We start from the raw sequence: 21,599 nt of genomic DNA on the forward strand, positions 1-21,599 counted from the left end.
TCTTCCTTTCATTCATTCATGGAAACCAACAGGCTCAAAGCTCAAAGCCAAAGCCGGAGCTTGAATGGTGGCGGCAAGGAGGGGCGGAATTTTAACGGTTGCGAGGGCCGCTATTTCCGCAAAAACGGAGAGTCGTCGGCTGTAACGGTTGCCAGAGAGCTTATTCCCGTTTTTTCTTGGGAAAATAGACGCTTTCGCACAAATAAGCGCGCTGACAACCGTTAAAAACCGGAGCCCCGTCTTTTCAGCCAAATAAGCTCCATGGCACCCATTAAACTGCCGCCGGATCAACTCACCTTGCGGCACCTTTTCGTCAAGCCGATTTTTGCCTAAAGCCAAACAAAAAAAGCCCCGTCCCTAAGGGACGAGACCTGGCTCGCGTTACCACCCTTGTTTCATGCATTTTCCGCCGGACGTTACGCCGCCCGAAAAAAGCATGACACCTTGATCCCATATGCTTCATATGGGGCCGGTATAACGGCCGACAACCGGCAAAACTTACTCTTTCCATTGCTAAGGAAGTCAAAATATCGGCTTTTGATCACGAAGCTGATCGAGACGCCGATTCGACGTCGAATCTTGAACTCAGCCGGGCCTTCCGGTGCTCACGTACCCAAAACGTACGCTCCGCTCCTCGGTCCTCAGCTTCATCCAACCTTCTCGGTCCTGAAAAGCCGCGATTTTGAACACCCATCTTACAAAAAAGTCAAAATATCGGCTTTAGCTCTTTCCTTATTTGGAAATTCAGCTTTGCTTCTCCGGGAGGATATTCCGACTGCGCTTTGAACGTTGGCTTTCAGCAGGCCGCCAACTCTCTGGGGAACAAACTCGCAGCGTACTGGTTCCCTTCATCGAATCCAATCGATTCATTTGCAAATTCAATATGTCATAGTTATAACGCATTCGCCAGCCGCATGTCAATATTCTATAGACGTTGCGACATGCATTAATACAATTCCTGAACTTCCTGCGCTTTATCCGCGGGGCGCTCGCGCGTTTCCAGCGCATCCCAGCTGTCGCTGCTCAGCAGATCAAGCTGCGCCTCCACAAGCGTACGGAATCTGGCCCGGTAGATGGAAGCCTGCTTTTTCAGCTCCTCGACCTCCATGGCGATTTTACGCGATTTGGCCAGCGACTCGTTGACGATCCGGTCGGCGTTTTTCTCCGCTTCCTTCACGATCAGCTGCGCTTCTTTTTTCGCGTTGTTCTTTACTTCATCCGCCGCCTCCTGGGCGACGATGATCGTTTTGCTCAGCGTTTCTTCAATCGTGGCAAAGTGATCCAACTTCTCCTGCATAGCCAACAACTGGTTGTGAAGCTCCTTATTCTCCCGGATCACGATTTCGTAATCCTTGATCACCTGGTCAAGAAATTCGTTGACTTCATCCTCGTCATAACCGCGAATACGTCTGGAGAACTCCTTGTTATGTATATCCAGCGGCGTTAATGGCATGATCCCCACCTCCTCAAATTTCAAAACTTCCCGACGGACGGGAAGGCGTTAGATATTCACGATATTTAGAGGTTGTGCAAAAAAATCCGACCTCTTGAACTCACACTTTACGGAACAGTACGAGACTACTAATTCGACAAGAATCCGCCATCTCCTGCAAAAGCTTCACACAAATTTGCCGATTTTGACACGATGCCGGCCTTTTTTCGTAAGCCCTTCCGTTTCAAGCACTTTAAAACGGCCGAACCCCTGCAGCGCCACAATGTCGCCTGCCTTCAGCGGCTTGGAAGGGTCCTCCTCCGTCCGCCAGTTGACCCGGCAGCGGCCCGCCTTGATCGGAATCAGCACTTTGCTGCGGCTTAAATGGAATACATCGCTCACAATTCCGTCCAGCCTTAACGAAGCCACCGTCAAATCCATCGGTGCGAGCTCTTTTTCCGCCGTTTTCAACTCGCTTGGCTCCAAAATATCCGTGATCACGCCAACCCGATGCACCTGATGAAGATTTAAATTGAGGAATGGGGCGATCTCTTCGGCGACAACGACATGGCAGCCGTCTTCACGCACATGAATGTCGCCGATTTTATCCCGCTTGAGTCCAAGTCCCAAGATAGCGCCTAAATAGTCCCCATGCTGGAGCGAAATGAATTTTTGGTCCCCCGAGGCAATGCTGAGCACTTTCAGTCCCATCGGCTCCTGGCCCAGATCCCGGTAATCCGGTGCAATGAGCGCCCGCCGGCGCTCCGCATCTTCGTACCCGCCGTCAAAGCGGATTTGCACATCAGGGTGGCGGTTCGCCAAGGTTTCCAAAATATAACACTGCCGCGGATCCAGGAAGTCGCTTCGCTTGACCTCGTGGTATTCCCCGGCATTCGTTACCCATTCTGAGGCCCGGTCCGCAAAAGGGCGCTCCTCCGGCCTGAAATGTTCGTATATGTCCGCCTGCATATCTAAATTACCCGAAGACAAAAATCAAAAGACTTTTTAATCCGAAAGAAGCTAGCCAAAGTGCCAATAAGGCAACAATCGGGGAAAAATCAATCATCCCGAGAGGCGGTACGATCCGGCGAAACGGGGCCAAATAAGGCTCGACCATTTTCCCGAGAAACTCGCCAATAAAGCTTTCACGCACATTCGGAACCCACGACATAAATATATAGATTATTATCATCCAATAATAAATTCTATATATTATGTCAACTACGTCCAACAAAGTTCCTACCAAGCTGTCATCACCTCATTCTGTTGTAATCGGAATCCTCGGCCAGCATTTCCGTAATGGATCCTTGAATCTCGACCGTATCCGGCGTGCACAGGAAAATATTGCTGCCGATTTTGGAGATGCTTCCGCTGAGCGCGTAAATCGTCCCGCTTAAAAAGTCGATAATACGCAAGGCTTGGTCATTCCGGACTCGCTGCAAATTAACCACCACCGACCGGTGGGAGCGCAGATGGTCGGCGATTTCCTGCGCCTCGTCATAGGAACGAGGTTCGTAAAGGATCACTTTTACGTTTTTCTGGGAGTGAATGCTGACAACGTTGCTTCCTCTTTGATTTTTACGGGGTTCAAAGCTTGGGGTTTCAATTTCTTCCTCCTGGGCGGGAAATTTTTCACGCTCCACGATTTCTTCTTCCTCCTGAAGTCCCAGAAAATTCATGAACCGGTTCATGACTCCCATTACGTCTTTTCCCCTTTCCCTACTAAAAGAGTACCAAGGCGCACCCATGTCGCCCCTTCTTCGATCGCCACTTCAAAATCTCCCGACATCCCCATCGACAGTTCCGTCAGCGGTTCCTTAAGCGCGCCGCCCGCCCCGGCGTTCAGCTCGTCCCGCAGCTCCCGGAGCTTCCGGAACACCGGTCTGGCCAATTCCGGATCGTCCACGATCGGCGCCATCGTCATAAGGCCGATGATTTTAACATGGGCCAGGCCAGCGGTTTCCCGCAGCAAGGCGGCCGCTTCCTCCGGCGCTACTCCCTGCTTGGAGGCTTCGCCGGAAACGTTGACCTGCAAAAAAGCCGAAACCGTCAGATCCAACGCCGCAGCCCGCTTCTCAAGCTCCTTGGCCAACGACAGCCGGTCCAGCGAATGAACGTATTGAAATTTTCCGACGACGTCTTTCACTTTGTTGCTTTGCAAATGGCCGATAAAATGCCATATCCCTTGTCCGCCAAGCGCTTCCCATTTAGGCACCGCCGCTTGAGGGCGGTTTTCTCCGATATGAAGTATCCCTTCCTCCAACACGGAACGGGTCATGTCGGCCGACACGTATTTGGTGACGGCAACGATATTCACGTCATCGCGGTTTCTTCCGCTCCGCTTGCAGGCCGCTTGAATGCGCTCTTCCACCATTTCTATCCGTTCTTTCAGCGACAAAGAAAGGATCACCTCTCTTTCATGCCAATCCAGCTCGCCATCCTCCCCGTCACCCCGTTATGCTTGCGGTAGGAGAAAAACATTTCCGGACGGCAGCTTGTACACCATGTTGTACATTCGATATGAGTCGGCAATATTCCTGCTTTAATCATAATGATTCGATTCATTTCTTTCAAGTTCAGCATCGTTTTGCCTTCGTTCTTGGATGGCGTCGAAATCGGCTCCCCTTGCATATCCGGCTCCGCGCCGGGCAGCGCCTCCCTGACTTTACCCATCACCGCTTCGTCCACTTCATAGCAGCATCCCCCGATGCTCGGGCCGATCGCCGTCCGAATGTCGGAGCGCCGGCTGCCGAATTCGCGTTCCATCGTTTCGATCATCTTCCCGGCGATGAGCTGAACGGTCCCCTTCCATCCGGCATGAGCCAATCCGACGGTTTTGGTGACCGGATCGGCAAAATATAGCGGTACGCAATCGGCGTAAAAGGAGGCCAACAAAACTTCCGGCACGTTGGTCAGCAGCCCGTCCGTCGCCTGAAAGGCGCTGCTCCGGTCGAGATACCCCTTGCCGCGGTCCTCCTGCCGAACGATGGCGATTTGCGCGCCGTGCACCTGTTCGCCGCATGTCCAGCCCTCCGGGGAAAAGCCAAGCGCCCGGGCCAGGCGCCCCCGGTTTTCCAGCACGTCCGAGGGATCGTCCCCGACATGATAAGCCAAATTCAAACTGCCGTAGGGCGGTTTGCTTACGCCCCCGCCGCGTCCGGTAAAGCCAGCGCTTAGGCCCGGCGCCAGATCGCGCCAAGCCTCCAGTTCAAAACGCTCCGGCTGCTGATCTATAGCATTTCTCATAAATGGTTCCATCATCCATCTCCCTTTTCTCGGTGCTGAAAACCTGTCTTTTTAAACACGCATTTCAAGTGTACCATAATTGCCTTTTCCTTTCCCGGATCAGCCGCGCCGTTCCGCCCGGCCGTCCCGGTCGATGTACACGGTCGTTTCGTATGCGGATTGGACCCTTGGTTCCCGCAGCTCCTCCATCTTCACGAGCACGACGTCGGAGCCGATTTTTACGATATTTTTCCAGGGAATGATCAGATCGCTGCCGCCTCCGAACAATCCCATGAATTTCGTATTGACCGGTACGACGATCGCCTCGATCACGCCCTGCCGCAAATCCAGCTCCAGGTCGCTGATATGCCCCAGCCGTTTTCCGTCCACCACATTAATGACATCCTTGGTCTGAAAATCGGATATTTTCATACTCGCTCTCACCACATTGTCCATGTTTAACGCCCCCGTCCCGCCAAATACTTTCCGTCCCTTTACTATATGATCCGGCTTTTCCGCTGATGCGCTTCCGACAGCGGGAAAAGGGACCTTTCCGAAGATCGCGGCGGTCCGCACGGAAAGGTCCCTTGGATTGCAAGGCTTATTTTTTTATTTTCCGAGAGCGCCGGCCGCGGCGCTTTCGCCGCCGAGACGCCCCGAAGTGAACGAGTAGCCGATGCCTACGCCGTTGCCGACATAAGTATCGTTAAACAGCACGCCTTCCGATTCGAGCCCAACCGCATAAAGCCCTTTGATCGGCACCCGGCCTTCGCCCAGAACCTGAAACTTGGGATTGACGAGCAGGCCGCCGACCGAACCGAGGTTGTTGATTTCGGCGATGATTGCGTAATAAGGCCCTTCGCCCATCGGAACCAGGTACTGCTTCGCTTTGCCGAAATCCGTGTCTACTCCGGTTTTTGTGGCCACGGTATAGTTATCGAAAGCCTCCTTGAACACCTCGACGTCCATTCCCGCGTTTTGGGCCAATTCCTCGATCGTATCGCCTTTATATCCGTCGCCGTTTTTCACCATGGACTCAAAGACTTGCTCCACGTTTGTCCACGGCGTGTCGAGCTTGAACTTATCGGAGAAGTCGGCGTAAAATTCCGGCGGCATCCCCGGAAGACCCGGAGCCTTGACGCCGTTCATCCCTTTCGCTTCCAGGGCGTCAAGCTGCGATTTCGAAACGATGACCAGGTGGTAAGGGCCGTTAAAAGCGCTCGTATTCGCCGCGGCTACCGACGTCAAGGTGGCCGCTTCGTCCCTAAATCTGGCCCCCGAAGGCCCCACGTTCATCAGCGTCGGAAGATAGCTCAGCATCAGCGGGTAGCTGGCTTCAAACGAGGAATATTCCTTTTTCAGGCCGCTCGTCGCTCTCGCCAGCGTCTGATGCAGCATTTGGCCGCCGAAGTTGTCCGGGACTTTGGCGCCGACCGCCCAGGACATCTTCAGCCCCTCCCCGATGTTTTGGCCGAGGCCCCCATTTACGCCTTCAAAGCCAAACGCTTCCTTGACCATTTCTTTGTTGCCCGCGTATCCGCCCGTCGCCATGACCACGCTTTTCGCGGAAATTTCCAGGGTCGTGCCGTCGGCCTTTGCGGCTTTTACGCCGACGACCGCGCCGCTCGCATCGGTCTTCAGCTCTTTGGCCGTCGTTTCGGTAATAACCTGGCCGCCGTTTTTCTCCACGGATGCGGCCAGCATCTTGCGCAGCGTCTGCTCCCGCGTATCGTAAGCCGGAAGCACGTGAAGCTGTTCCCCGGCAAAGTTCAGGAACGTCGTGACATAACCTTTGCTTTTCAGCCAGTCGTAGGTTTCACCGGATTTGGTGACGTACTGGCGGATCGCCGCGGCGTCCACACGCCAGTGGTTGTTGGCGATCCAGTCGGCGATTTCTTGCTCGACATTCACCTTTATCCCGTTTTCAACCGCGGCGGACGAGTTGTAAAATTTCCCCGCCCACGATAAGTTGCTGGCGCCGCCGATAATGCCGGTTTTTTCCACGATAATGACTTTGGCTCCTTTATCCGCCGCCGTAACGGCGGCCGACACGCCGGATGCGCCCGCGCCGACGACGACGACGTCAGCCTGGAGCTTTTCCGTTTTGCCTTCGCCGGCTTTCGCCACGCCTCCCGATTTCAGAGCCGTTAGATCCCCGCCCGCCTGCTGCACGGCCTTTTCCACGGCGGTCAGCATCGCTTCGCTCGACTTGCTGGCGCCGCTGACGGCGTCCACCGCCAACGTTTGATTTTGCAGAATCTGCTCTTTGATTTTTTCGAGCGCGGCATCGCCCAGCCCTTCCGTTTCGGTTTGGCTGACGATTTGAATGTCCTTGATTTGATCCGGCTCTTCCATCGTGACTTCCACTTTGACCGTTCCGTCTTTCCCCTCGGCTTCCCCCGTATACGTTCCGGCTTTAAACGAAGATTGTTCCGGCGCGGACGATGGGCCGGATTCCCGGGAATTCCCCGCTGACTGGCATCCGCTTAGCACGGAAACCGCCAGCGCAAGACAAACGGTAAATACCAACCATGATTTGAAGCGTTTTTTGCTGCTCATGATGTTCCTCCCCTACCCCATAATTCGAAGCCGCAGAAACGTGATTATTTTCACATACCTTGGTGCGGCACCAAGGTCAACTCCCCTTTCGAGAGCCCCTAATCATGACACCGGGATATTGACCTCCAGATACGAACGTTTTTTCCCGTCCCGGTTTTCCGTCAGCATCAGCTTCCCGATCACGTCTCCGCCAATTGAATACCCCTGCTCGTCCACATGATCCAGCATAAATTGCAGCGCGCTTTTCGTAAAAAGATGCAATATTTCATGCGTCCCACCTCCGTCCGTCTCCATCCGCGCTAATGCTTCATGCTATTTAAAGTTGAACGAATGATTGTAAGGTTCAACTTAATATAATTTTACAGAAGCTTAACGTTAGGAAGATATGGAGTTGTTCACAATGATCGTAAGCGAGTCTACCACGCTTGTTTCCATTAAAAAAAGGCCCCCAAGGGACCTGTCATTTACGACTTCACATGCTTTTGCATTTGTAAAATGGCGGATTTCTCAAGCCGGGATACCTGGGCTTGGGAGATGCCGATCTCATCGGCCACCTCCATTTGCGTCTTGCCTTCAAAAAAACGCATGGAAAGGATCATTTTCTCGCGGCGCCCGAGCCGCTGCATCGCCTCGCGCAAAGCGATTTCTTCAATCCATGACACATCCTTGTTCTTATCGTCGCTGATTTGATCCATGACGTAAATCGGGTCTCCCCCGTCATGGTAAATCGGCTCAAACAGCGATACCGGGTCCTGGATCGCATCCAGGGCAAACACGACATCTTCCTTCGGCAAACCAAGCGCTTCCGAAATTTCGAAAATCGTGGGCTCCCGCGAATTTTGGTTGGTCAGGTTGTCCCGCATTTGCAGTGCTTTGTAGGCGATATCTCTGAGGCTGCGGGATACGCGGATCGGATTGTTGTCGCGCAAGTACCGGCGGATTTCCCCGATGATCATCGGCACCGCGTAGGTCGAAAACTTGACGTTTTGCGATAAATCGAAATTATCGATGGCTTTCATGAGTCCAATGCAGCCAACCTGGAACAGGTCGTCCACATACTCCCCCCGATTGTTGAACCGCTGGATGACGCTCAGCACGAGTCTCAGATTGCCATTCACTAACTTTTCTCTGGCTGATCTTACGTGGTCCTGCTGCAACGAGTGGAACAATTCACGCATTTCCGCATTGGTTAGAACGGGCAATTTTGCGGTATCGACACCGCAAATTTCGACTTTGTTTCGGGTCATCGTGTCTTACCTCCCAAGGAGTAAACTAATGATCATTATCTCCTTGGGCTGCATTTTTATTCCTTGCATGAATCGCCGTAAAGCCGGGCCTTTACACCATCTTATTGAATTCCTTGCGCAATCGCTTGATGATCCTTTTTTCGAGACGGGAAATGTACGATTGAGAAATTCCCAGCAGATCGGCCACATCCTTTTGCGTTTTCTCGTCGCCGTCCACCAGGCCGAACCGCAGCTCCATGATCATCCGCTCCCGTTCGCTCAGCTTGTCGAGCGCTTTATGCAGCAGCTTCCGATCCACCTGCTCTTCGATGTTCCGGTAAATCGTATCGTTCTCCGTCCCCAGCACATCGGACAACAGCAGCTCATTGCCGTCCCAATCAATGTTCAGCGGCTCATCGAAAGAAACCTCGGTGCGGATCTTGCTGTTGCGGCGCAAATACATCAGGATTTCGTTTTCGATGCAGCGCGAAGCGTACGTAGCCAGTTTAATCTTTTTCTCCGGATCAAAAGTGTTGACCGCCTTAATCAGGCCGATGGCTCCAATCGAAACCAGGTCCTCGATATTGATGCCGGTGTTTTCAAACTTTCTGGCAATGTACACGACCAGCCGCAAATTGCGTTCGATCAGCATCGCCCGGATCGCGGAGTCGCCGCTCGGCAGCCGCTGGAGCAAATACTCCTCCTCTTCGCGCGTCAATGGGGGCGGCAGCGCTTCGCTTCCGCCTATATAATAGATTTCCTCGCTTTTTAGTCCGAATAGAAACAACAACCGATAGTACTGAAGCTGCAGCAACAACTTCCATTTTGCACGCATGATTTCTTTCCTCCTATACAAGTTCCCGTTTTACCGGTGAAGTCCGGGCCTCCCGCCCGCGTCGGCAAGCGGGGCCAGCCCGGAAGATATGTCCGGCGAAGGCTGGTGCTCCGCTTCCCTGCCTTCCACTAACGCAGGATGCACGATGGCCCGATAGGCCCCTTCCGCTGACAAACGTCCTCCATCCAATCCGATAAGCACCCGGGTAGAATGAAAGTTCCGACCCTCCAAGGTAATGCTGACTTCATCCGGCTTAAGCGCAAGCATAAATTGCGTTCCTTTGTTGATTCCGCGATACGGCACCAGACGCAAACGATCTGGCCAGGGAAAAGCTCCTGCTTCCGTCCACTCCATAATGAGGTTGTCCGCCCGCTCCTTGGCAAGCTTGCCGCGATAAGATGGGGGAAGCAAATCCTCCCACAGCGACGCCTCCATCACCATTACCGGCAACCGGCTGAGCGGATCGGACAACTGATTGCCCGTATCGACCAGGCCCGTGCAGCAAACCTCGGAATCTTCAATCCGAACCCGGACCTCTCCGACAAAAGTGGAGATCCGTTCCTGCCGATGACGCGCCGCAATGACCCGTTTAAACCACCACAACACGGCAAAAAACAGGACAAGCGTAAACAAGGCCCCTATTTTCAGCGAAAACCCCATCCCTCCGGTCGCGGAATACCATATTCCGTTCCATAGGTCGCCATAGTCCTGCAGCAAATAATGCACGCCCAGGATGCCGCCCGCCGCCGCAAAATTAACGATGTAAAAAGCTCCCATGTTCCGCAGATAGTTTTGCAAACTTCCAAAGCCGAAGGCGATCCATAACATAGCGACGGAGAACAGGAACTTGACCAGAAACGTATACAAAAACCCAAGCTCCGGCAAAAACATCATGACGACGTACATGGCTCCAACGCACGCCGAAGCGGCGATCCGCCATACTTTGATCTTCTGCTTCCGCATCCAAGCCGTAGCGAGCAGCAAACTTGCGTCGATCAATAGGTTCATCGCAAATATGAGATCGATATACACTACCAACGGCGTTCACCTGCCTGGGGAGATGCTTATCAGTATAAAGAGATTGGCTTATAAAGTCTGTCTAAAATTGAAAGCAGAATCCCACTAATTTTGTCGACCCAAGGGGCCTTGCGCGTGCACGGGCATAATATATGGAGTTGGAGTCCTTTAGCCTCCAGTTCCCTCCTCTCCTCCCTGCCAGCGCACCGTCTTCTACCCCGCTATGAAATTTTATAATTCAACTTTCGCAGCAAAAAATCGGCAGGCAAGCCTTGATGAAGCAAGGTAAAGCAGCGGGAAGTGGAGGGGCGGATTTCGTGTCTTGGTGTTCATGCCTGTAACCTTTGCACGATTATCCCTTTCATTCAGGGTGCAGGGGATGGGGCTTGAGCAAGGGTTTCAAACCCGTCTAAATTATCTCGAACCTCTCTGCTTCTCCACCAAATATTTTTCTCCCGAGCTTGTCTTTCTCTCTGCTACCTGATTAAACGGGATAATCGTGCAAAGTCTATGGACAGCCAGTATTGATCTGCCGCCCCCTCCCCCCCACTTCCCTATCCTCAAGCTTTCGGGCGCCCTTCTGTGGTTCTTGCCACGATCGCTTTTCGACTAAATTCTGGCAAAAAAAGACCCTGGCCCTAATCGGGACAAGGTCTTCGGGGAGACGTACTACCCTTGCTTAGTCGTTATTGTTCCGCGAACGGTTACGGAGAAATGTCGGGATGTCGAGCTGATCTCCGCTCGGCTGGTTGCCGAACGGTCGCAGATTCGAAGCCGGACGCGTGTCCTGCGGCTCGGATACGCCCGGAGCAGCGGCCGGTTTGCGGGCTGGCTGCACCGCAGGCTTATTCTCGAACCCGGTCGCAATAACCGTCACTTTGATTTCTTCCTTCATATTCTCGTCAATGATCGCGCCGAAAATCATGTTCACTTCCGGATCGGAAGCGGCGATCACGATTTCCGCGGCCTCGTTGACTTCATACAGGGACAGGTTGGCTCCACCCGTAATGTTCATGATAACGCCGCGCGCACCTTCGATGGACGTTTCCAAGAGCGGACTCATGATCGCCTTGCGGGCGGCTTCGGCGGCCCGGTTCTCGCCGGTAGCGAGGCCGATGCCCATCAGTGCGGAGCCGCGTTCGGTCATGATCGTCTTCACGTCGGCGAAGTCGAGGTTGATCAGACCCGGTACGGCGATCAAGTCGGAGATGCCCTGCACCGCCTGACGAAGCACGTTGTCCGCTTCGCGGAACGCTTCCAACATCGGCGTCTTCTTGTCGACGATTTCCAACAGACGATCGTTCGGAATGACGATCAGCGTGTCCACTTTTTCTTTCAAACCTTCGATGCCAAGCTCCGCCTGGGAAGAACGCTTGCGGCCTTCAAACGTAAATGGGCGGGTAACGACGCCGACCGTCAGCGCGCCGCATTCTCTGGCGATTTCGGCGATGACCGGAGCCGCTCCGGTGCCGGTGCCGCCGCCCATGCCGGCCGTGACGAACACCATATCCGCGCCTTTTAACGTATTTGCGATCAGTTCGCGGGATTCTTCGGCCGCTTTCTTGCCGACCTCCGGATTGGCGCCGGCGCCCAGTCCGCGCGTCAATTTATCCCCGATCTGCAATTTATGTTCGGACTTGGCCAAATGAAGCGCTTGGGCGTCCGTATTTACCGTAATGAATTCGACGCCTTGCACGCCGTTTTCGATCATCCGGTTAACCGCGTTGCTTCCGCCGCCGCCTACCCCGATGACCTTGATTTGAGCCAAGCTCTCCATTTCGAAATCAAATTCCAACATACTATTCCATCTCCCCCTCAATGTGCATGGATGGCCCGTTCTTCATCCTTGAATTTGCTATATAAATTCACTGAACAGATTTTTAAGACGCTCCATCAGGCCGCCCGATTTGCGGGCCGGCTCCTGCGCCGGCGAAGCGGGTTTGCTCCGGCCGGCCGTCTTCTTCGCCCCGGAGTTCCGAACGCGAATACTCTTGATTACCTTGTACAAAATGCCTACACCGCCGGTAAACCCGGGGTCGCGAACCCCGATATAATCCGGAACGGCGATTCTAACGGAAGCCGCCAGCTCCTGCTGGGCGATCTTAAGCAGCCCCGGCATCGATACGGTTCCCCCCGTCAAAATATAGCCTCCCGGCTGCTCGCTGTAGCCGAGCCGCTTGACTTCCTGGCGGATCAGCTGGAAGATCTCCTGAACGCGAGGCTCCGCGATGGCCGCCAGGTCTTCCTGCGTAAATTCCTTGTCCACATTACTGCCGATCCGCGTTACCTTAAAGGTTACGTCCGGCGCGGCGTCCTCGATCGAGGCGCAGCCGTATTTCAGCTTCGCCTTCTCCGCATGATCGGTCAACGTGCGGAGACCGTAAGCAATGTCGTTCGTTATAAATTCTCCCCCAATCGGAAGCGTGGATGTGGACACGATCGTGCCGCCTTCAAACACAGCGATCGTAGTGGATCCGGCACCGATATCCACCAGTACCGAACCCATGGTTTTTTCATCCTTGGATAAGGCGAGCTGCCCTGCGCCCAGCGATAACAATACCAAATCCCGGACCTTCAGCCCGGATTTCTCCACGCAGCGGAGCAAATTGTGAATCGCCGTCTTCGCTCCCGTGATAATCGTCGCTTCCACTTCCAGGCGGACTCCGATCATGCCGCGGGGATCCTGAATGCCTTCAAGCCCGTCCACCACATATTGCTTGGCCACAATATCGATAATTTCGCGTTCCGGCGGCAGGGCGATGACTTCGGCCGCCTTCAGCACGCGGTCGATATCGTCCTCGCCGATTTCCCGATCTTCATTTTGTACGGCTACTACTCCGTGGCTCGTTTGGAGTCCGATGTGGTTGCCCGAAATGCCGACATATACTTCCGATATTTGAATACCTACCATCCGTTCCGCGTGATCCACGGCGTTGCGGATCGATTGGACCGTTTGGTCAATATCTACAATCGCGCCTTTTCGAATTCCTTCCGAGTCGGCAGATCCAACTCCAATAATATTAAAGGTTCCATTGCCAATTTCCCCAATAATAGCACGAACTTTGGATGTACCGATGTCCAAACTAACAATGATGTCATTGTTGCTCAAGCCCTGGCACCTCCTATTTCCCATTCTAAATATTCTTGCCGTGTTAGATGCACTCTCTACATATTCAACGCCGTTTAACCTTTCCCTCTTTTTTCTACAAATTTTTTGACTTCCAAGTTTTACATCTATCTGACGATAGGACCGCAAAAATCAGAAGAAAAAAGAGGGAGATAGGAAACTAGCCCATAAAATGTATTTTAACATTGTTTTTCACTCATGAGTAGTGTCATTTTGGCCGTTCTCTTCGCCTTCCGGCGGGGGATACGGCACATAGGAATCGGCATCCAGCATTTTCAGCTGTCCGGGATCCTGATTTTGCAAAATCTCGTTCAAATACTCCGCCTTTTTCGGCAGTAACGAGATCGCGGAAATCACTTCGAATTCCGAGCGCGTATACATTTTGATCCGGTCCGGATAAGACAAGGTTGGCGAAGGAACGATCTCGGAAATATCGGCGGTCAGCTCGCCCGGGATCTCCGACAACGTTTTGCAGAGTTTTACCAGATTGGGGTCATTCTCTTTCCACCCGGTCAAAATAGGCTTGTCCACCGGCATGGAGCCGTTTTGCAGCGGGATCTTGGTGCCGTTCGCCAGCAGTCCGCTCAGCTTGCCGCCGTCGGTAAGCTCATAGGCCGCAAGCGGAAACTCTTCGATCCGGATCTCGATCTTTCCCGGGAATTTTTTGTCCACGACCGCATGCTCTACGGAAGGAATGCTCTCCAATCTGCGCTCAACGTTCCCCGAACTGACGGCAAAAAACGGCGCCCCGACTTCCAGTCCGGCGGCCTTTAAAAGCTCGCTCTCCGTCGAATACGTATTGCCGTGAAACGTAATCGCCGAAACCTTGCTTAAGGACGAGCGAAAAAAAAGCACGCAAAGTAACGAAACGAACAGCAAGATGAGGATCACTTTCACTTTTCGGCCGCTTTTCCTTTTCGGTTTTACCGGCTCTTTCAGGACAGGTACATTCGCTTTGGGCATGTCATTTCTCCGCAACTTTCTGAATAAATAATATAAAAGAACGTCCAAAAGCCTTGATCCCCTCCGGACGGAGGGGATGTAAGGCCAAGCCTCAGGCTAAATCAAGCTGCTTCAGCACGGGGGTTTCGCGATGGATCGCGCCCCCGAGACGCTGGAACATCGTTTCGATCCGGTCGTAGCCGCGATCGATATGATGAACCTGCTCCACGATCGTTTTGCCTTGCGCCGCCAGGCCCGCAATGACCAGCGCGGCGCCGGCCCGCAGGTCCGTGGCCTCCACGGTGGCTCCGTACAATCTCGGCACCCCGCGAATGAAAGCCAGATTCAAATCGACCGAAATGTCGGCGCCCATCCGGACCAATTCGTCCACATGCTTGAATCTGCCCTCGAACACGGTCTCCTTCATTACGCTGAGTCCGTCCGCCAACGCAAGCAATACCATGATTTGCGACTGCAGATCGGTCGGAAAGGAAGGATACGGCGAAGTCACGATCCGCTCCACCGCTCTAGGACGGCCTGCGCTGCTAATCGTTATTATATCATCGGCAGCTCCGATTTGAACACCTGCCCGCCGCAGCACATGAAGCAGCGACACCAGGTGCGCCGGATTGCAGTGGGTCAGCGTCACGCTGCCGCGCGTAGCGGCTACGGCGATCAGCGCGGTTCCGGCAACGATACGGTCGGGGATAACCTCGTAATCGCAAGGATACAGGCGCTCTACGCCGCGAATCGTAATCGTGTCCGTTCCGGCGCCGATGATGCTCGCCCCCATGGCGTTCAAGAAGTTTTGCAGATCCTGAATTTCCGGTTCCCGGGCGGCATTGGTGATTACCGTCGTCCCTTCGGCCAGCGCGGCCGCCATCATAATGTTTTCCGTCGCCCCGACACTGGGAAAATCAAGGTGAATATCGCAACCGACCAGCCTGCTGGCCCGGCACCGGATTTGCTGCTCGCTTTCCTCGATTTGCGCCCCCAGGGCTTCCAGCCCTTTCAAATGCAAATCGATTTTTCGTTCGCCGATGGCGCACCCGCCCGGCTGGTAAATGCAAACCTCCCCGAACCTGGCGAGCAGCGGCCCCATCAAAAAAATGGAAGACCGCATCTGCTTCATCAAATCTTCCGGCACATGGCTTGAATCCGCGCTTCCCGTGTCGACCGTAACCGTATCCCCTAAATGGACGGCTTTGCAGCCAAGGCGGCCGAGTATGCCCAGCATGACATCAATATCGAGCAGACGGGGGACATTTCGAAGTTGCACCTTGCCTTCGGACAGCAAACTAGCGGCCAGAATCGGCAGTGCGGCATTTTTTGCTCCATGGATACGAATGGTTCCTGATAGGGGTCTCCCGCCTTCGATCACCAATTTGTCCAATGTATCACCTCCGAGTTTACCGTTCGCCCACGAAAAAAACCTCCGGCACCAAGTTTACGCCGAATTTGTCTTCGACGGATGCCTTGATTTGCTCCATGAGCGCTAGAACGTCCTCTGCTGTCGCTTGCCCGGTATTGACGATGAAATTGGCGTGCAGCGTGGATACTTCGGCTCCTCCGACCTTTAAGCCTTTAAGTCCGGCCGCCTCGATCAGCCTGGCCGAATGGTCTCCCGGCGGATTGCGGAAGACGCTGCCGGCGCACGGCTGCTGAAGCGGCTGCGTTTTGCGGCGGCGGTCCTTGTAAGCCGCCATGGCGGCGGCGATTTCCAGCCGATCGCCGGCAGCCAGCGTAAATTCGGCTTTGGCCACAATGCCGCGCTGTTCGTGCAGGACGGAATGCCGATAGTCAAATTCCATATCCTCTGCGTTGTAAGTGACCAATTCACCCGTCTCCAGAACAATGTCAGCGGATTTAAATATACGTGACACATCGGACCCGTGAGCCCCGGCGTTCATATATACGGCTCCCCCCACCGTCCCGGGGATGCCTCCGGCAAACTCCAGGCCGGTCAGCCCCTGTTTGCCCGCCATGATGCTGAGTCTGACGAACGAAGCGCCCCCTCCGGCCTGGACCTTGCTTCCGTCAAATTCGATCTGCTCCAATCCGGAGCCAAGCCGGATCACGCACCCCCGAATTCCCCGGTCGGAGACCAGCATGTTCGAGCCCTTGCCGACCACCATCCAAGGGATCCGCTCCTCATGAAGCAGCCGGACGAGCTTGGACAGCTGCCCGGGATTCTCGGGTACGACCATCGCGTCAGCGGGACCGCCGATTTTCCATGTTGTATATTTTGACATCGGCTCGTTCGGCAATACCGTTCCGACTCCCTGCCGGGTCAAATTCGATATCCATTGCTGCATCGTAAAATCCCTCCTTGACTTGTAGGCGGAAAAACACCCGGCTTGTCGCCTGAAGGCACAGGCAGGTTCATGCCATAAACGAAGCCGCGGCCCGGGTCCGTCGGAGCAATTCATGCTAACCGTGTCCTTGTCGCTCCGCTTGGATTGTCACGATTTATAGAGTATCTTATGCCTTCCTCACGGAGAGTGTGACAATCGCCCAGGTCCAGTTCCGCCCTTCGGTTCCCCGCGGTTAGCGGCGATTTGCGCGGCTTTGGACAAGACGCCGCATTTCTTTCACCAGTAAATGGGCGGAGTCCGGTTTGCCGAGGCGGCGGGAAGCCGCCGACATCGAGGCGTGGACGGACAGGTCGCTCATGATCCGCTGAACCGAGCCGAACAGGCTTTGCCCGCTCAATTCCGGCTCCAAAATGACTTCGGCGGCTCCGGCCCGCTCCAAAGTCCGGGCGTTTTTCTCCTGATGATTATTCGTTACGTTGGGCGACGGAATAAGGATCGCCGGAATTCCCAGCGCGGTGATTTCCGCTAAGGAGGAAGCTCCTGCTCGTCCCACGATCAAGGAAGTCGCGGCCAGCACCTCAGGCATGTTGTGCACGTAAGGAAGCACCTGCAAATGGTCCGGAAGCCCGCCCAGTTTGCCGCGAATCGCTTCGAGCGTCGCTGCGTGATAAGCCTCGCCGGTAACGTAAACGAATTGCAAATGCGGCGCTTCCGCAAGCAGCGGCGCCATGCCGATCATCGCTTCGTTGATCGCTTTGGCCCCCCGGCTGCCGCCGACGATGAGCACGACCGAGCTGCTTGCGGCAAGCCCCAGCGAGGCGAAGCCCTTCGCCTTGTCGGCGGCATGAACGGTCGTGGCCCGCGGATTTCCGCTATATATGACGTTTCCGGCTCCCGGGAACGCGGACTCCGAGCCTTCAAAGCTCACCGCCACGGTCGACACGTATTTGCTTAAAAAGCGGTTGGTCAGCCCCGGAATGGCGTTTTGCTCATGGATGATGCTCGGAATGCCCAGCTTGGCGGCCGCGTATACGACCGGGCCGCATACGTAGCCGCCCGTCCCGATGACGACGTCGGGGTTAAATTCCCGCAGCAGTTTTTTGGAGGTGCGCACTCCTTTGAGAAAACGCATAACGGTCTTTATATTTTCGACCGACAGCTTGCGGCGGAAGCCGGTGATGTCGATCGCTTCAAACGGGATGTTGTGCTTCGGAACCAGCGAGCTTTCCAGCCCCCGCCGGCCGCCGATGTATAAAAATTCGGAATCGGGAAATTCCTCGGCGCATTGGCTTGCGACGGCCAGCGCCGGGTAGATGTGGCCCCCGGTTCCGCCGCCGCTCAGTACGACGCGCATATTCTCACCTCGCATAACGGGATAAATTAAGTAAAATGCCTAACGCGGTCAGCATCAGCGTCAGCGAAGATCCGCCGTAGCTGATAAGCGGCAGGGTAATGCCGGTGACGGGCATCAGGCCGATCACGACGCCGATGTTGATCACCACCTGAACGGCGACCATCCCGACGATGCCGACGGCCAGCAGGCTGCCGAACGTGTCGTCGATCGTCATCGCAACCCTCATGCCGCGCCATACCAGGATGAGGAACAGCAGCAGAACAAGCAGTCCGCCGATAAAGCCAAGCTCCTCGGCCAAAATGGAAAAAATAAAGTCGGTTTGCGGCTCGGGCACATAGCTGTATTTCTGCCGGCTCATCCCGAGCCCCAGCCCGGCAAGCCCGCCGGGACCGATCGCGTACAATGATTGAATGATCTGATACCCTGCGCCAAGCGGATCGGACCAGGGATCGAGAAAAGCGGTAATCCGCTTCAGGCGGTAAGGCGCCGCCAGGATCAGGCCTACGAATCCTAGCGCCCCAAGGCCCGCCAGCCCGGCCAGATGCAGGATTCGGGCTCCGGCCGTAAAGACGATCAGCAGCGAAGCGCCAAGCATGACCGTGCCTGTCCCCAAATCGGGCTGCAGCATGATCAGACCGAAAGCCAGCCCGATCACGCCAAGCGGCGGCAACAGTCCCTTGGCGAAATTCGTAATCTTGTAATCTTCCTGGCTAAGGAAGTAGGAGAGAAACAAAATCATGCCCAGCTTCATGAACTCGGACGGCTGAATGCCAAACGAGCTGATGCCCAGCCAGCTGCGCGCTCCCCCGCGCACGACCCCGATCCCGGGAATCAGCACGATCACGAGCAGGGCGAAGCAAATGAGCAGCCCCACCTTCGCGTATTTGCGCAGCAGCCGGTAATCGAAATTCATCATCAAAAACATCGCGACCAGCCCGAGCACGGCGAACAACAGCTGACGCTTCACAAAGTAGAAAGAATCGCCGTAATCATGAAAAGCGAGCACCGAACCCGCGCTGTACACCATCACAATTCCGATCGCCAGCAGTCCGAGAATGCTGGCCATAAGCCAAAAATCCGGGGCCGTACGGCTCTTGCTCATCGTGGATGCCACCTCTTGACAGAAAGTAGGGGCTTTTCCACCCCCCTACTTAAAGCGTATGCACCGCCTCTTTAAAAATGCGTCCACGCTCTTCATAGGAGGAGAACATATCCCAGCTGGCGCATGCCGGAGAGAGCAGCACGGCATCTCCGGATGCGGCCAAAGCCGCCGCCTCCTTCAGCGCGGTCCGCAGCGTTTCCGCGGCGCTGTCACCATTATCGACCACCACGATGGCGGATAGACCCGCAAGTTTTCCGGCTTCGGCGATTTTTTCCTTCGTTTGCCCCAGGGCGACAAGCGCCTTCACTTTCTGTTTAAAGACGGGCACCAGCTCCGTATAATCCGAGCCCCGGTCCAGCCCGCCGGCAATCAGCACGATCGGAGCCGTTAAAGCGCCCAGCGCCATAATCGTCGCCTTCGCGTTCGTCGCTTTGGAGTTGTTGTAATAAACCACGCCGCGCTTCTCCTCGACGTATTCCAAACGGTGCTCCACACCGCGGAACGTACGCAAAGGCTCCACGAGAGCCTCCGGCGCCGCACCCGCGGCCAGGGCGACGGCCACCGCCGCCAATGCGTTCTCCACATTGAACCGTCCGGGCAAGGCGATATCGCGCACATCGACGATTTTCCGCACCTCGCCGTCCGCTCCCCGGTACACAACGCTGCGATCAAGCCCGTCCTCTACGTCCGGGACATAAGCCGGCCGGATGTACACCCCTTCCGATTTCAGCTCCTCCGTCATCGAAAAAGGGATCAGCTTCGCCGTGATATACGGCACCAGCTTGCGGCATGTAGGGTCGTCCCAATTGACGACAGCCGTATCCGCCGCTTCCTGATTGGCGAACAGCTTGGCTTTGGAAGCCACATAGTCATCCATCGTACCGTGGTAATCCAGGTGGGTCTCCGCCACATTAAGCAGGCAAGCAACCTTAGGGCGGAATGCCTGCGTTCCTTTCAGCTGAAAGCTGCTAAGTTCGGCTACAAGCCAGTTACCGGCGCTCGCCGTTTCCGCCGCTTCGCACAGCGGCGTGCCGATGTTGCCGGCTACGATCGGGCGAAGCCCGGCGGCTTCCAGCATTTTGCCGACCCATGTCGTCGTCGTCGTTTTTCCGTTGGAGCCCGTAATCCCGATGATCGGCGCCGGGCTGAGCCGGTAGGCGATTTCCACCTCGGTCACGACGTCGATGCCCAACTCCAGCGCTTTGGCCACAGGCGGGGCCGAATAAGGGATGCCGGGATTTTTCACGACCAATTCGACGCCGGGATGGACAAGTCCGTCCGGATGTCCGCCGCATACAACAGAAATTCCCAAAGCTTCCAATTCGGATGCTTCGGGACACAGTTCCCTCTCCTTTTTATCGTTAACCGTCACGACGGCTCCAAAACGATGCAGGGTTTTCGCGACCTGAACGCCGCTTCTCGCTAAACCGATCACGACCACCTGGCGTCCCCGGTATTCTTCTGGATGCTTCATGATTACAACCCCTTGTTTAAATAAAGTCCAATGCCCGCCAGGATAAGTCCGGCCGCCCAAAACGTCACCACAACCCGCCATTCCGACCAGCCTGACAACTCAAAATGGTGATGAATCGGGCTCATTTTGAAAATCCGCTTTCCTCTCGTTTTAAAAGAGGTCACCTGAATGACGACGGACAGCATTTCGATTACGAAGATGCCGCCGATCACCAGGAAAAGCAGCTCGCTTTTCGTGATAACGGCGATCGCGCCGATCGCCCCGCCGATCCCCAACGATCCGGTATCGCCCATAAACACCTTGGCCGGATGCGCGTTGAACACGAGGAAGCCCAGCACCGCCCCGATCATCGCCGCCGCGCAGACCGCGGAAGGGAGCGAAGTCGCCTGCATCGCGATCACCGCGTAGGCGCCGAAGGCGATCGCGCTGACGCCGGACAAAAGTCCGTCCACACCGTCGGTGAAGTTCACCGCGTTGCTGATCGCCAGCATCATGACAATGATAAAAGGATAATAGAACCAGCCTCCGAGGTCAAAGGACCATCCGGTTCCCGGAATGCCGATCGCCGTGCTGTGCCCTTCCGAAATGAGCAAAGCGCACATGATACCGGCGAACAGCAGCTGTCCGAACAATTTTTGTCTGGGCGTCAATCCCAAAGACCGTTTAAACACGATTTTGATGTAGTCGTCGAGAAAACCGACCAGCCCGAAGCCGAGCGTAGCGATCAGCAGCACGTAGAAATCGGTGTTGATGACCGAAAATTTAAGGAAAGACAACGTGAAGGCAAGCAAAATAATCACGCCGCCCATCGTAGGCGTGCCCGCCTTTTTCTGGTGGCTTTGCGGTCCTTCCCCGCGTATTTGCTGGCCGAATTTAAGCCGTTTTAGCAGCGGAATGATCAGCGGAGCCGAAATGACGGCCAAAATGAAAGATACGCCGATCGTTAACAGAATTAGTCCGAAATCCATGGGATTTCACCCCCCTCTCGCCG

At 55.0% G+C, this 21,599-nt stretch carries 22 protein-coding genes; all 22 read right to left on the bottom strand.

Translation table 11 applies throughout. The annotated features are described in order from the left end of the window. Positions 1 to 12 precede the first annotated feature (12 nt). The 22 genes from NYE69_RS24280 to mraY all read right to left on the bottom strand — a co-directional run bounded on the left by NYE69_RS24280 (position 13) and on the right by mraY (position 21,576). Positions 13 to 339, bottom strand: a complete 327-nt coding sequence (locus NYE69_RS24280; RefSeq protein ID WP_340928234.1) for a hypothetical protein — start codon at positions 337 to 339, stop codon at positions 13 to 15. A gap of 607 nt (positions 340 to 946) precedes the next feature. Beyond that, positions 947 to 1,453 carry a DivIVA domain-containing protein gene (locus NYE69_RS24285; RefSeq protein WP_036621423.1) on the bottom strand — a complete coding sequence of 169 codons (507 nt, stop codon included), beginning with the start codon at positions 1,451 to 1,453 and terminating at the stop codon, positions 947 to 949. A gap of 165 nt (positions 1,454 to 1,618) precedes the next feature. After that, on the bottom strand, positions 1,619 to 2,401 hold the full coding sequence (locus NYE69_RS24290; protein ID WP_340928237.1) for a YlmH family RNA-binding protein: 783 nt from the start codon (positions 2,399 to 2,401) through the stop codon (positions 1,619 to 1,621). Between the two features lie 7 nt (positions 2,402 to 2,408). Beyond that, positions 2,409 to 2,678 carry a YggT family protein gene (locus tag NYE69_RS24295; RefSeq protein ID WP_036621420.1) on the bottom strand — a complete coding sequence of 90 codons (270 nt, stop codon included), beginning with the start codon at positions 2,676 to 2,678 and terminating at the stop codon, positions 2,409 to 2,411. A 7-nt stretch (positions 2,679 to 2,685) separates the two neighbouring features. Then, entirely contained in the window at positions 2,686 to 3,132 is a 447-nt protein-coding gene (locus NYE69_RS24300; RefSeq protein ID WP_036621418.1) for a cell division protein SepF, read from the bottom strand. Beyond that, positions 3,132 to 3,830, bottom strand: coding sequence for a YggS family pyridoxal phosphate-dependent enzyme (locus NYE69_RS24305; protein WP_340928239.1), 699 nt, complete (start codon positions 3,828 to 3,830; stop codon positions 3,132 to 3,134). The genes NYE69_RS24300 and NYE69_RS24305 overlap by 1 nt, the downstream gene beginning before the upstream one ends. 8 nt (positions 3,831 to 3,838) lie before the next feature. Further along, a complete protein-coding gene (gene pgeF, locus NYE69_RS24310; protein ID WP_340928241.1) occupies positions 3,839 to 4,690 on the bottom strand; it encodes a peptidoglycan editing factor PgeF in 852 nt (283 codons plus the stop codon). A gap of 87 nt (positions 4,691 to 4,777) precedes the next feature. After that, positions 4,778 to 5,113: a YlmC/YmxH family sporulation protein gene (locus NYE69_RS24315; protein WP_124333010.1), complete on the bottom strand. Its 336-nt coding sequence runs from the start codon at positions 5,111 to 5,113 to the stop codon at positions 4,778 to 4,780. A 153-nt stretch (positions 5,114 to 5,266) separates the two neighbouring features. Continuing rightward, positions 5,267 to 7,216, bottom strand: a complete 1,950-nt coding sequence (locus tag NYE69_RS24320; protein WP_340928242.1) for an FAD-dependent oxidoreductase — start codon at positions 7,214 to 7,216, stop codon at positions 5,267 to 5,269. A gap of 102 nt (positions 7,217 to 7,318) precedes the next feature. After that, positions 7,319 to 7,510 (bottom strand): hypothetical protein, encoded by a 192-nt coding sequence (locus NYE69_RS24325; protein ID WP_340928243.1) that lies wholly within the window; start codon positions 7,508 to 7,510, stop codon positions 7,319 to 7,321. A gap of 170 nt (positions 7,511 to 7,680) precedes the next feature. Continuing rightward, positions 7,681 to 8,463: an RNA polymerase sporulation sigma factor SigG gene (sigG, locus tag NYE69_RS24330; protein WP_036621413.1), complete on the bottom strand. Its 783-nt coding sequence runs from the start codon at positions 8,461 to 8,463 to the stop codon at positions 7,681 to 7,683. Between the two features lie 91 nt (positions 8,464 to 8,554). Continuing rightward, positions 8,555 to 9,277, bottom strand: a complete 723-nt coding sequence (gene sigE / locus NYE69_RS24335; RefSeq protein ID WP_036621412.1) for an RNA polymerase sporulation sigma factor SigE — start codon at positions 9,275 to 9,277, stop codon at positions 8,555 to 8,557. Between the two features lie 30 nt (positions 9,278 to 9,307). Continuing rightward, the gene (spoIIGA, locus tag NYE69_RS24340) at positions 9,308 to 10,315 is read right to left on the bottom strand and encodes a sigma-E processing peptidase SpoIIGA (protein ID WP_340928246.1); all 1,008 of its coding nucleotides are present in this window, start codon (positions 10,313 to 10,315) and stop codon (positions 9,308 to 9,310) included. Between the two features lie 658 nt (positions 10,316 to 10,973). After that, positions 10,974 to 12,092, bottom strand: a complete 1,119-nt coding sequence (gene ftsZ, locus NYE69_RS24345; protein WP_340928247.1) for a cell division protein FtsZ — start codon at positions 12,090 to 12,092, stop codon at positions 10,974 to 10,976. A gap of 57 nt (positions 12,093 to 12,149) precedes the next feature. Then, the gene (gene ftsA, locus NYE69_RS24350) at positions 12,150 to 13,403 is read right to left on the bottom strand and encodes a cell division protein FtsA (RefSeq protein ID WP_328273125.1); all 1,254 of its coding nucleotides are present in this window, start codon (positions 13,401 to 13,403) and stop codon (positions 12,150 to 12,152) included. A gap of 210 nt (positions 13,404 to 13,613) precedes the next feature. After that, positions 13,614 to 14,384: a cell division protein FtsQ/DivIB gene (locus tag NYE69_RS24355; protein ID WP_340928251.1), complete on the bottom strand. Its 771-nt coding sequence runs from the start codon at positions 14,382 to 14,384 to the stop codon at positions 13,614 to 13,616. Between the two features lie 91 nt (positions 14,385 to 14,475). Beyond that, positions 14,476 to 15,756 (bottom strand): UDP-N-acetylglucosamine 1-carboxyvinyltransferase, encoded by a 1,281-nt coding sequence (murA, locus tag NYE69_RS24360; RefSeq protein WP_036621405.1) that lies wholly within the window; start codon positions 15,754 to 15,756, stop codon positions 14,476 to 14,478. A gap of 16 nt (positions 15,757 to 15,772) precedes the next feature. Continuing rightward, positions 15,773 to 16,678 carry a UDP-N-acetylmuramate dehydrogenase gene (gene murB, locus NYE69_RS24365; RefSeq protein ID WP_340928253.1) on the bottom strand — a complete coding sequence of 302 codons (906 nt, stop codon included), beginning with the start codon at positions 16,676 to 16,678 and terminating at the stop codon, positions 15,773 to 15,775. Positions 16,679 to 16,910: 232 nt separating this feature from the next. Beyond that, the gene (gene murG / locus NYE69_RS24370; RefSeq protein ID WP_340928254.1) at positions 16,911 to 18,032 is read right to left on the bottom strand and encodes an undecaprenyldiphospho-muramoylpentapeptide beta-N-acetylglucosaminyltransferase; all 1,122 of its coding nucleotides are present in this window, start codon (positions 18,030 to 18,032) and stop codon (positions 16,911 to 16,913) included. Positions 18,033 to 18,036: 4 nt separating this feature from the next. Then, positions 18,037 to 19,134 (bottom strand): stage V sporulation protein E, encoded by a 1,098-nt coding sequence (gene spoVE, locus NYE69_RS24375; RefSeq protein ID WP_036621400.1) that lies wholly within the window; start codon positions 19,132 to 19,134, stop codon positions 18,037 to 18,039. Between the two features lie 49 nt (positions 19,135 to 19,183). Next, entirely contained in the window at positions 19,184 to 20,608 is a 1,425-nt protein-coding gene (gene murD / locus NYE69_RS24380) for a UDP-N-acetylmuramoyl-L-alanine--D-glutamate ligase (protein WP_340928257.1), read from the bottom strand. A 2-nt stretch (positions 20,609 to 20,610) separates the two neighbouring features. Beyond that, on the bottom strand, positions 20,611 to 21,576 hold the full coding sequence (mraY, locus tag NYE69_RS24385) for a phospho-N-acetylmuramoyl-pentapeptide-transferase (protein WP_213510292.1): 966 nt from the start codon (positions 21,574 to 21,576) through the stop codon (positions 20,611 to 20,613). Positions 21,577 to 21,599: the final 23 nt, after the last annotated feature.

The sequence above is a fragment of the Paenibacillus sp. FSL R5-0527 genome (assembly GCF_038008055.1).
In the GTDB taxonomy this organism is placed as follows: domain Bacteria; phylum Bacillota; class Bacilli; order Paenibacillales; family Paenibacillaceae; genus Fontibacillus; species Fontibacillus macerans.

Bases quoted from the DNA above. Each gene is read 5' to 3' on its own strand.
- NYE69_RS24285 (WP_036621423.1), bottom strand. From the start codon at position 1,453: ATGCCATTAACGCCGCTGGATATACATAACAAGGAGTTCTCCAGACGT.
- NYE69_RS24290 (WP_340928237.1), bottom strand. From the start codon at position 2,401: ATGCAGGCGGACATATACGAACATTTCAGGCCGGAGGAGCGCCCTTTT.
- NYE69_RS24300 (WP_036621418.1), bottom strand. From the start codon at position 3,132: ATGGGAGTCATGAACCGGTTCATGAATTTTCTGGGACTTCAGGAGGAA.
- pgeF (WP_340928241.1), bottom strand. From the start codon at position 4,690: ATGGAACCATTTATGAGAAATGCTATAGATCAGCAGCCGGAGCGTTTT.
- NYE69_RS24315 (WP_124333010.1), bottom strand. From the start codon at position 5,113: ATGGACAATGTGGTGAGAGCGAGTATGAAAATATCCGATTTTCAGACC.
- NYE69_RS24320 (WP_340928242.1), bottom strand. From the start codon at position 7,216: ATGAGCAGCAAAAAACGCTTCAAATCATGGTTGGTATTTACCGTTTGT.
- NYE69_RS24325 (WP_340928243.1), bottom strand. From the start codon at position 7,510: ATGGAGACGGACGGAGGTGGGACGCATGAAATATTGCATCTTTTTACG.
- sigG (WP_036621413.1), bottom strand. From the start codon at position 8,463: ATGACCCGAAACAAAGTCGAAATTTGCGGTGTCGATACCGCAAAATTG.
- sigE (WP_036621412.1), bottom strand. From the start codon at position 9,277: ATGCGTGCAAAATGGAAGTTGTTGCTGCAGCTTCAGTACTATCGGTTG.
- ftsZ (WP_340928247.1), bottom strand. From the start codon at position 12,092: ATGTTGGAATTTGATTTCGAAATGGAGAGCTTGGCTCAAATCAAGGTC.
- NYE69_RS24355 (WP_340928251.1), bottom strand. From the start codon at position 14,384: ATGCCCAAAGCGAATGTACCTGTCCTGAAAGAGCCGGTAAAACCGAAA.
- murB (WP_340928253.1), bottom strand. From the start codon at position 16,678: ATGCAGCAATGGATATCGAATTTGACCCGGCAGGGAGTCGGAACGGTA.
- murG (WP_340928254.1), bottom strand. From the start codon at position 18,032: ATGCGCGTCGTACTGAGCGGCGGCGGAACCGGGGGCCACATCTACCCG.
- spoVE (WP_036621400.1), bottom strand. From the start codon at position 19,134: ATGAGCAAGAGCCGTACGGCCCCGGATTTTTGGCTTATGGCCAGCATT.
- murD (WP_340928257.1), bottom strand. From the start codon at position 20,608: ATGAAGCATCCAGAAGAATACCGGGGACGCCAGGTGGTCGTGATCGGT.
- mraY (WP_213510292.1), bottom strand. From the start codon at position 21,576: ATGGATTTCGGACTAATTCTGTTAACGATCGGCGTATCTTTCATTTTG.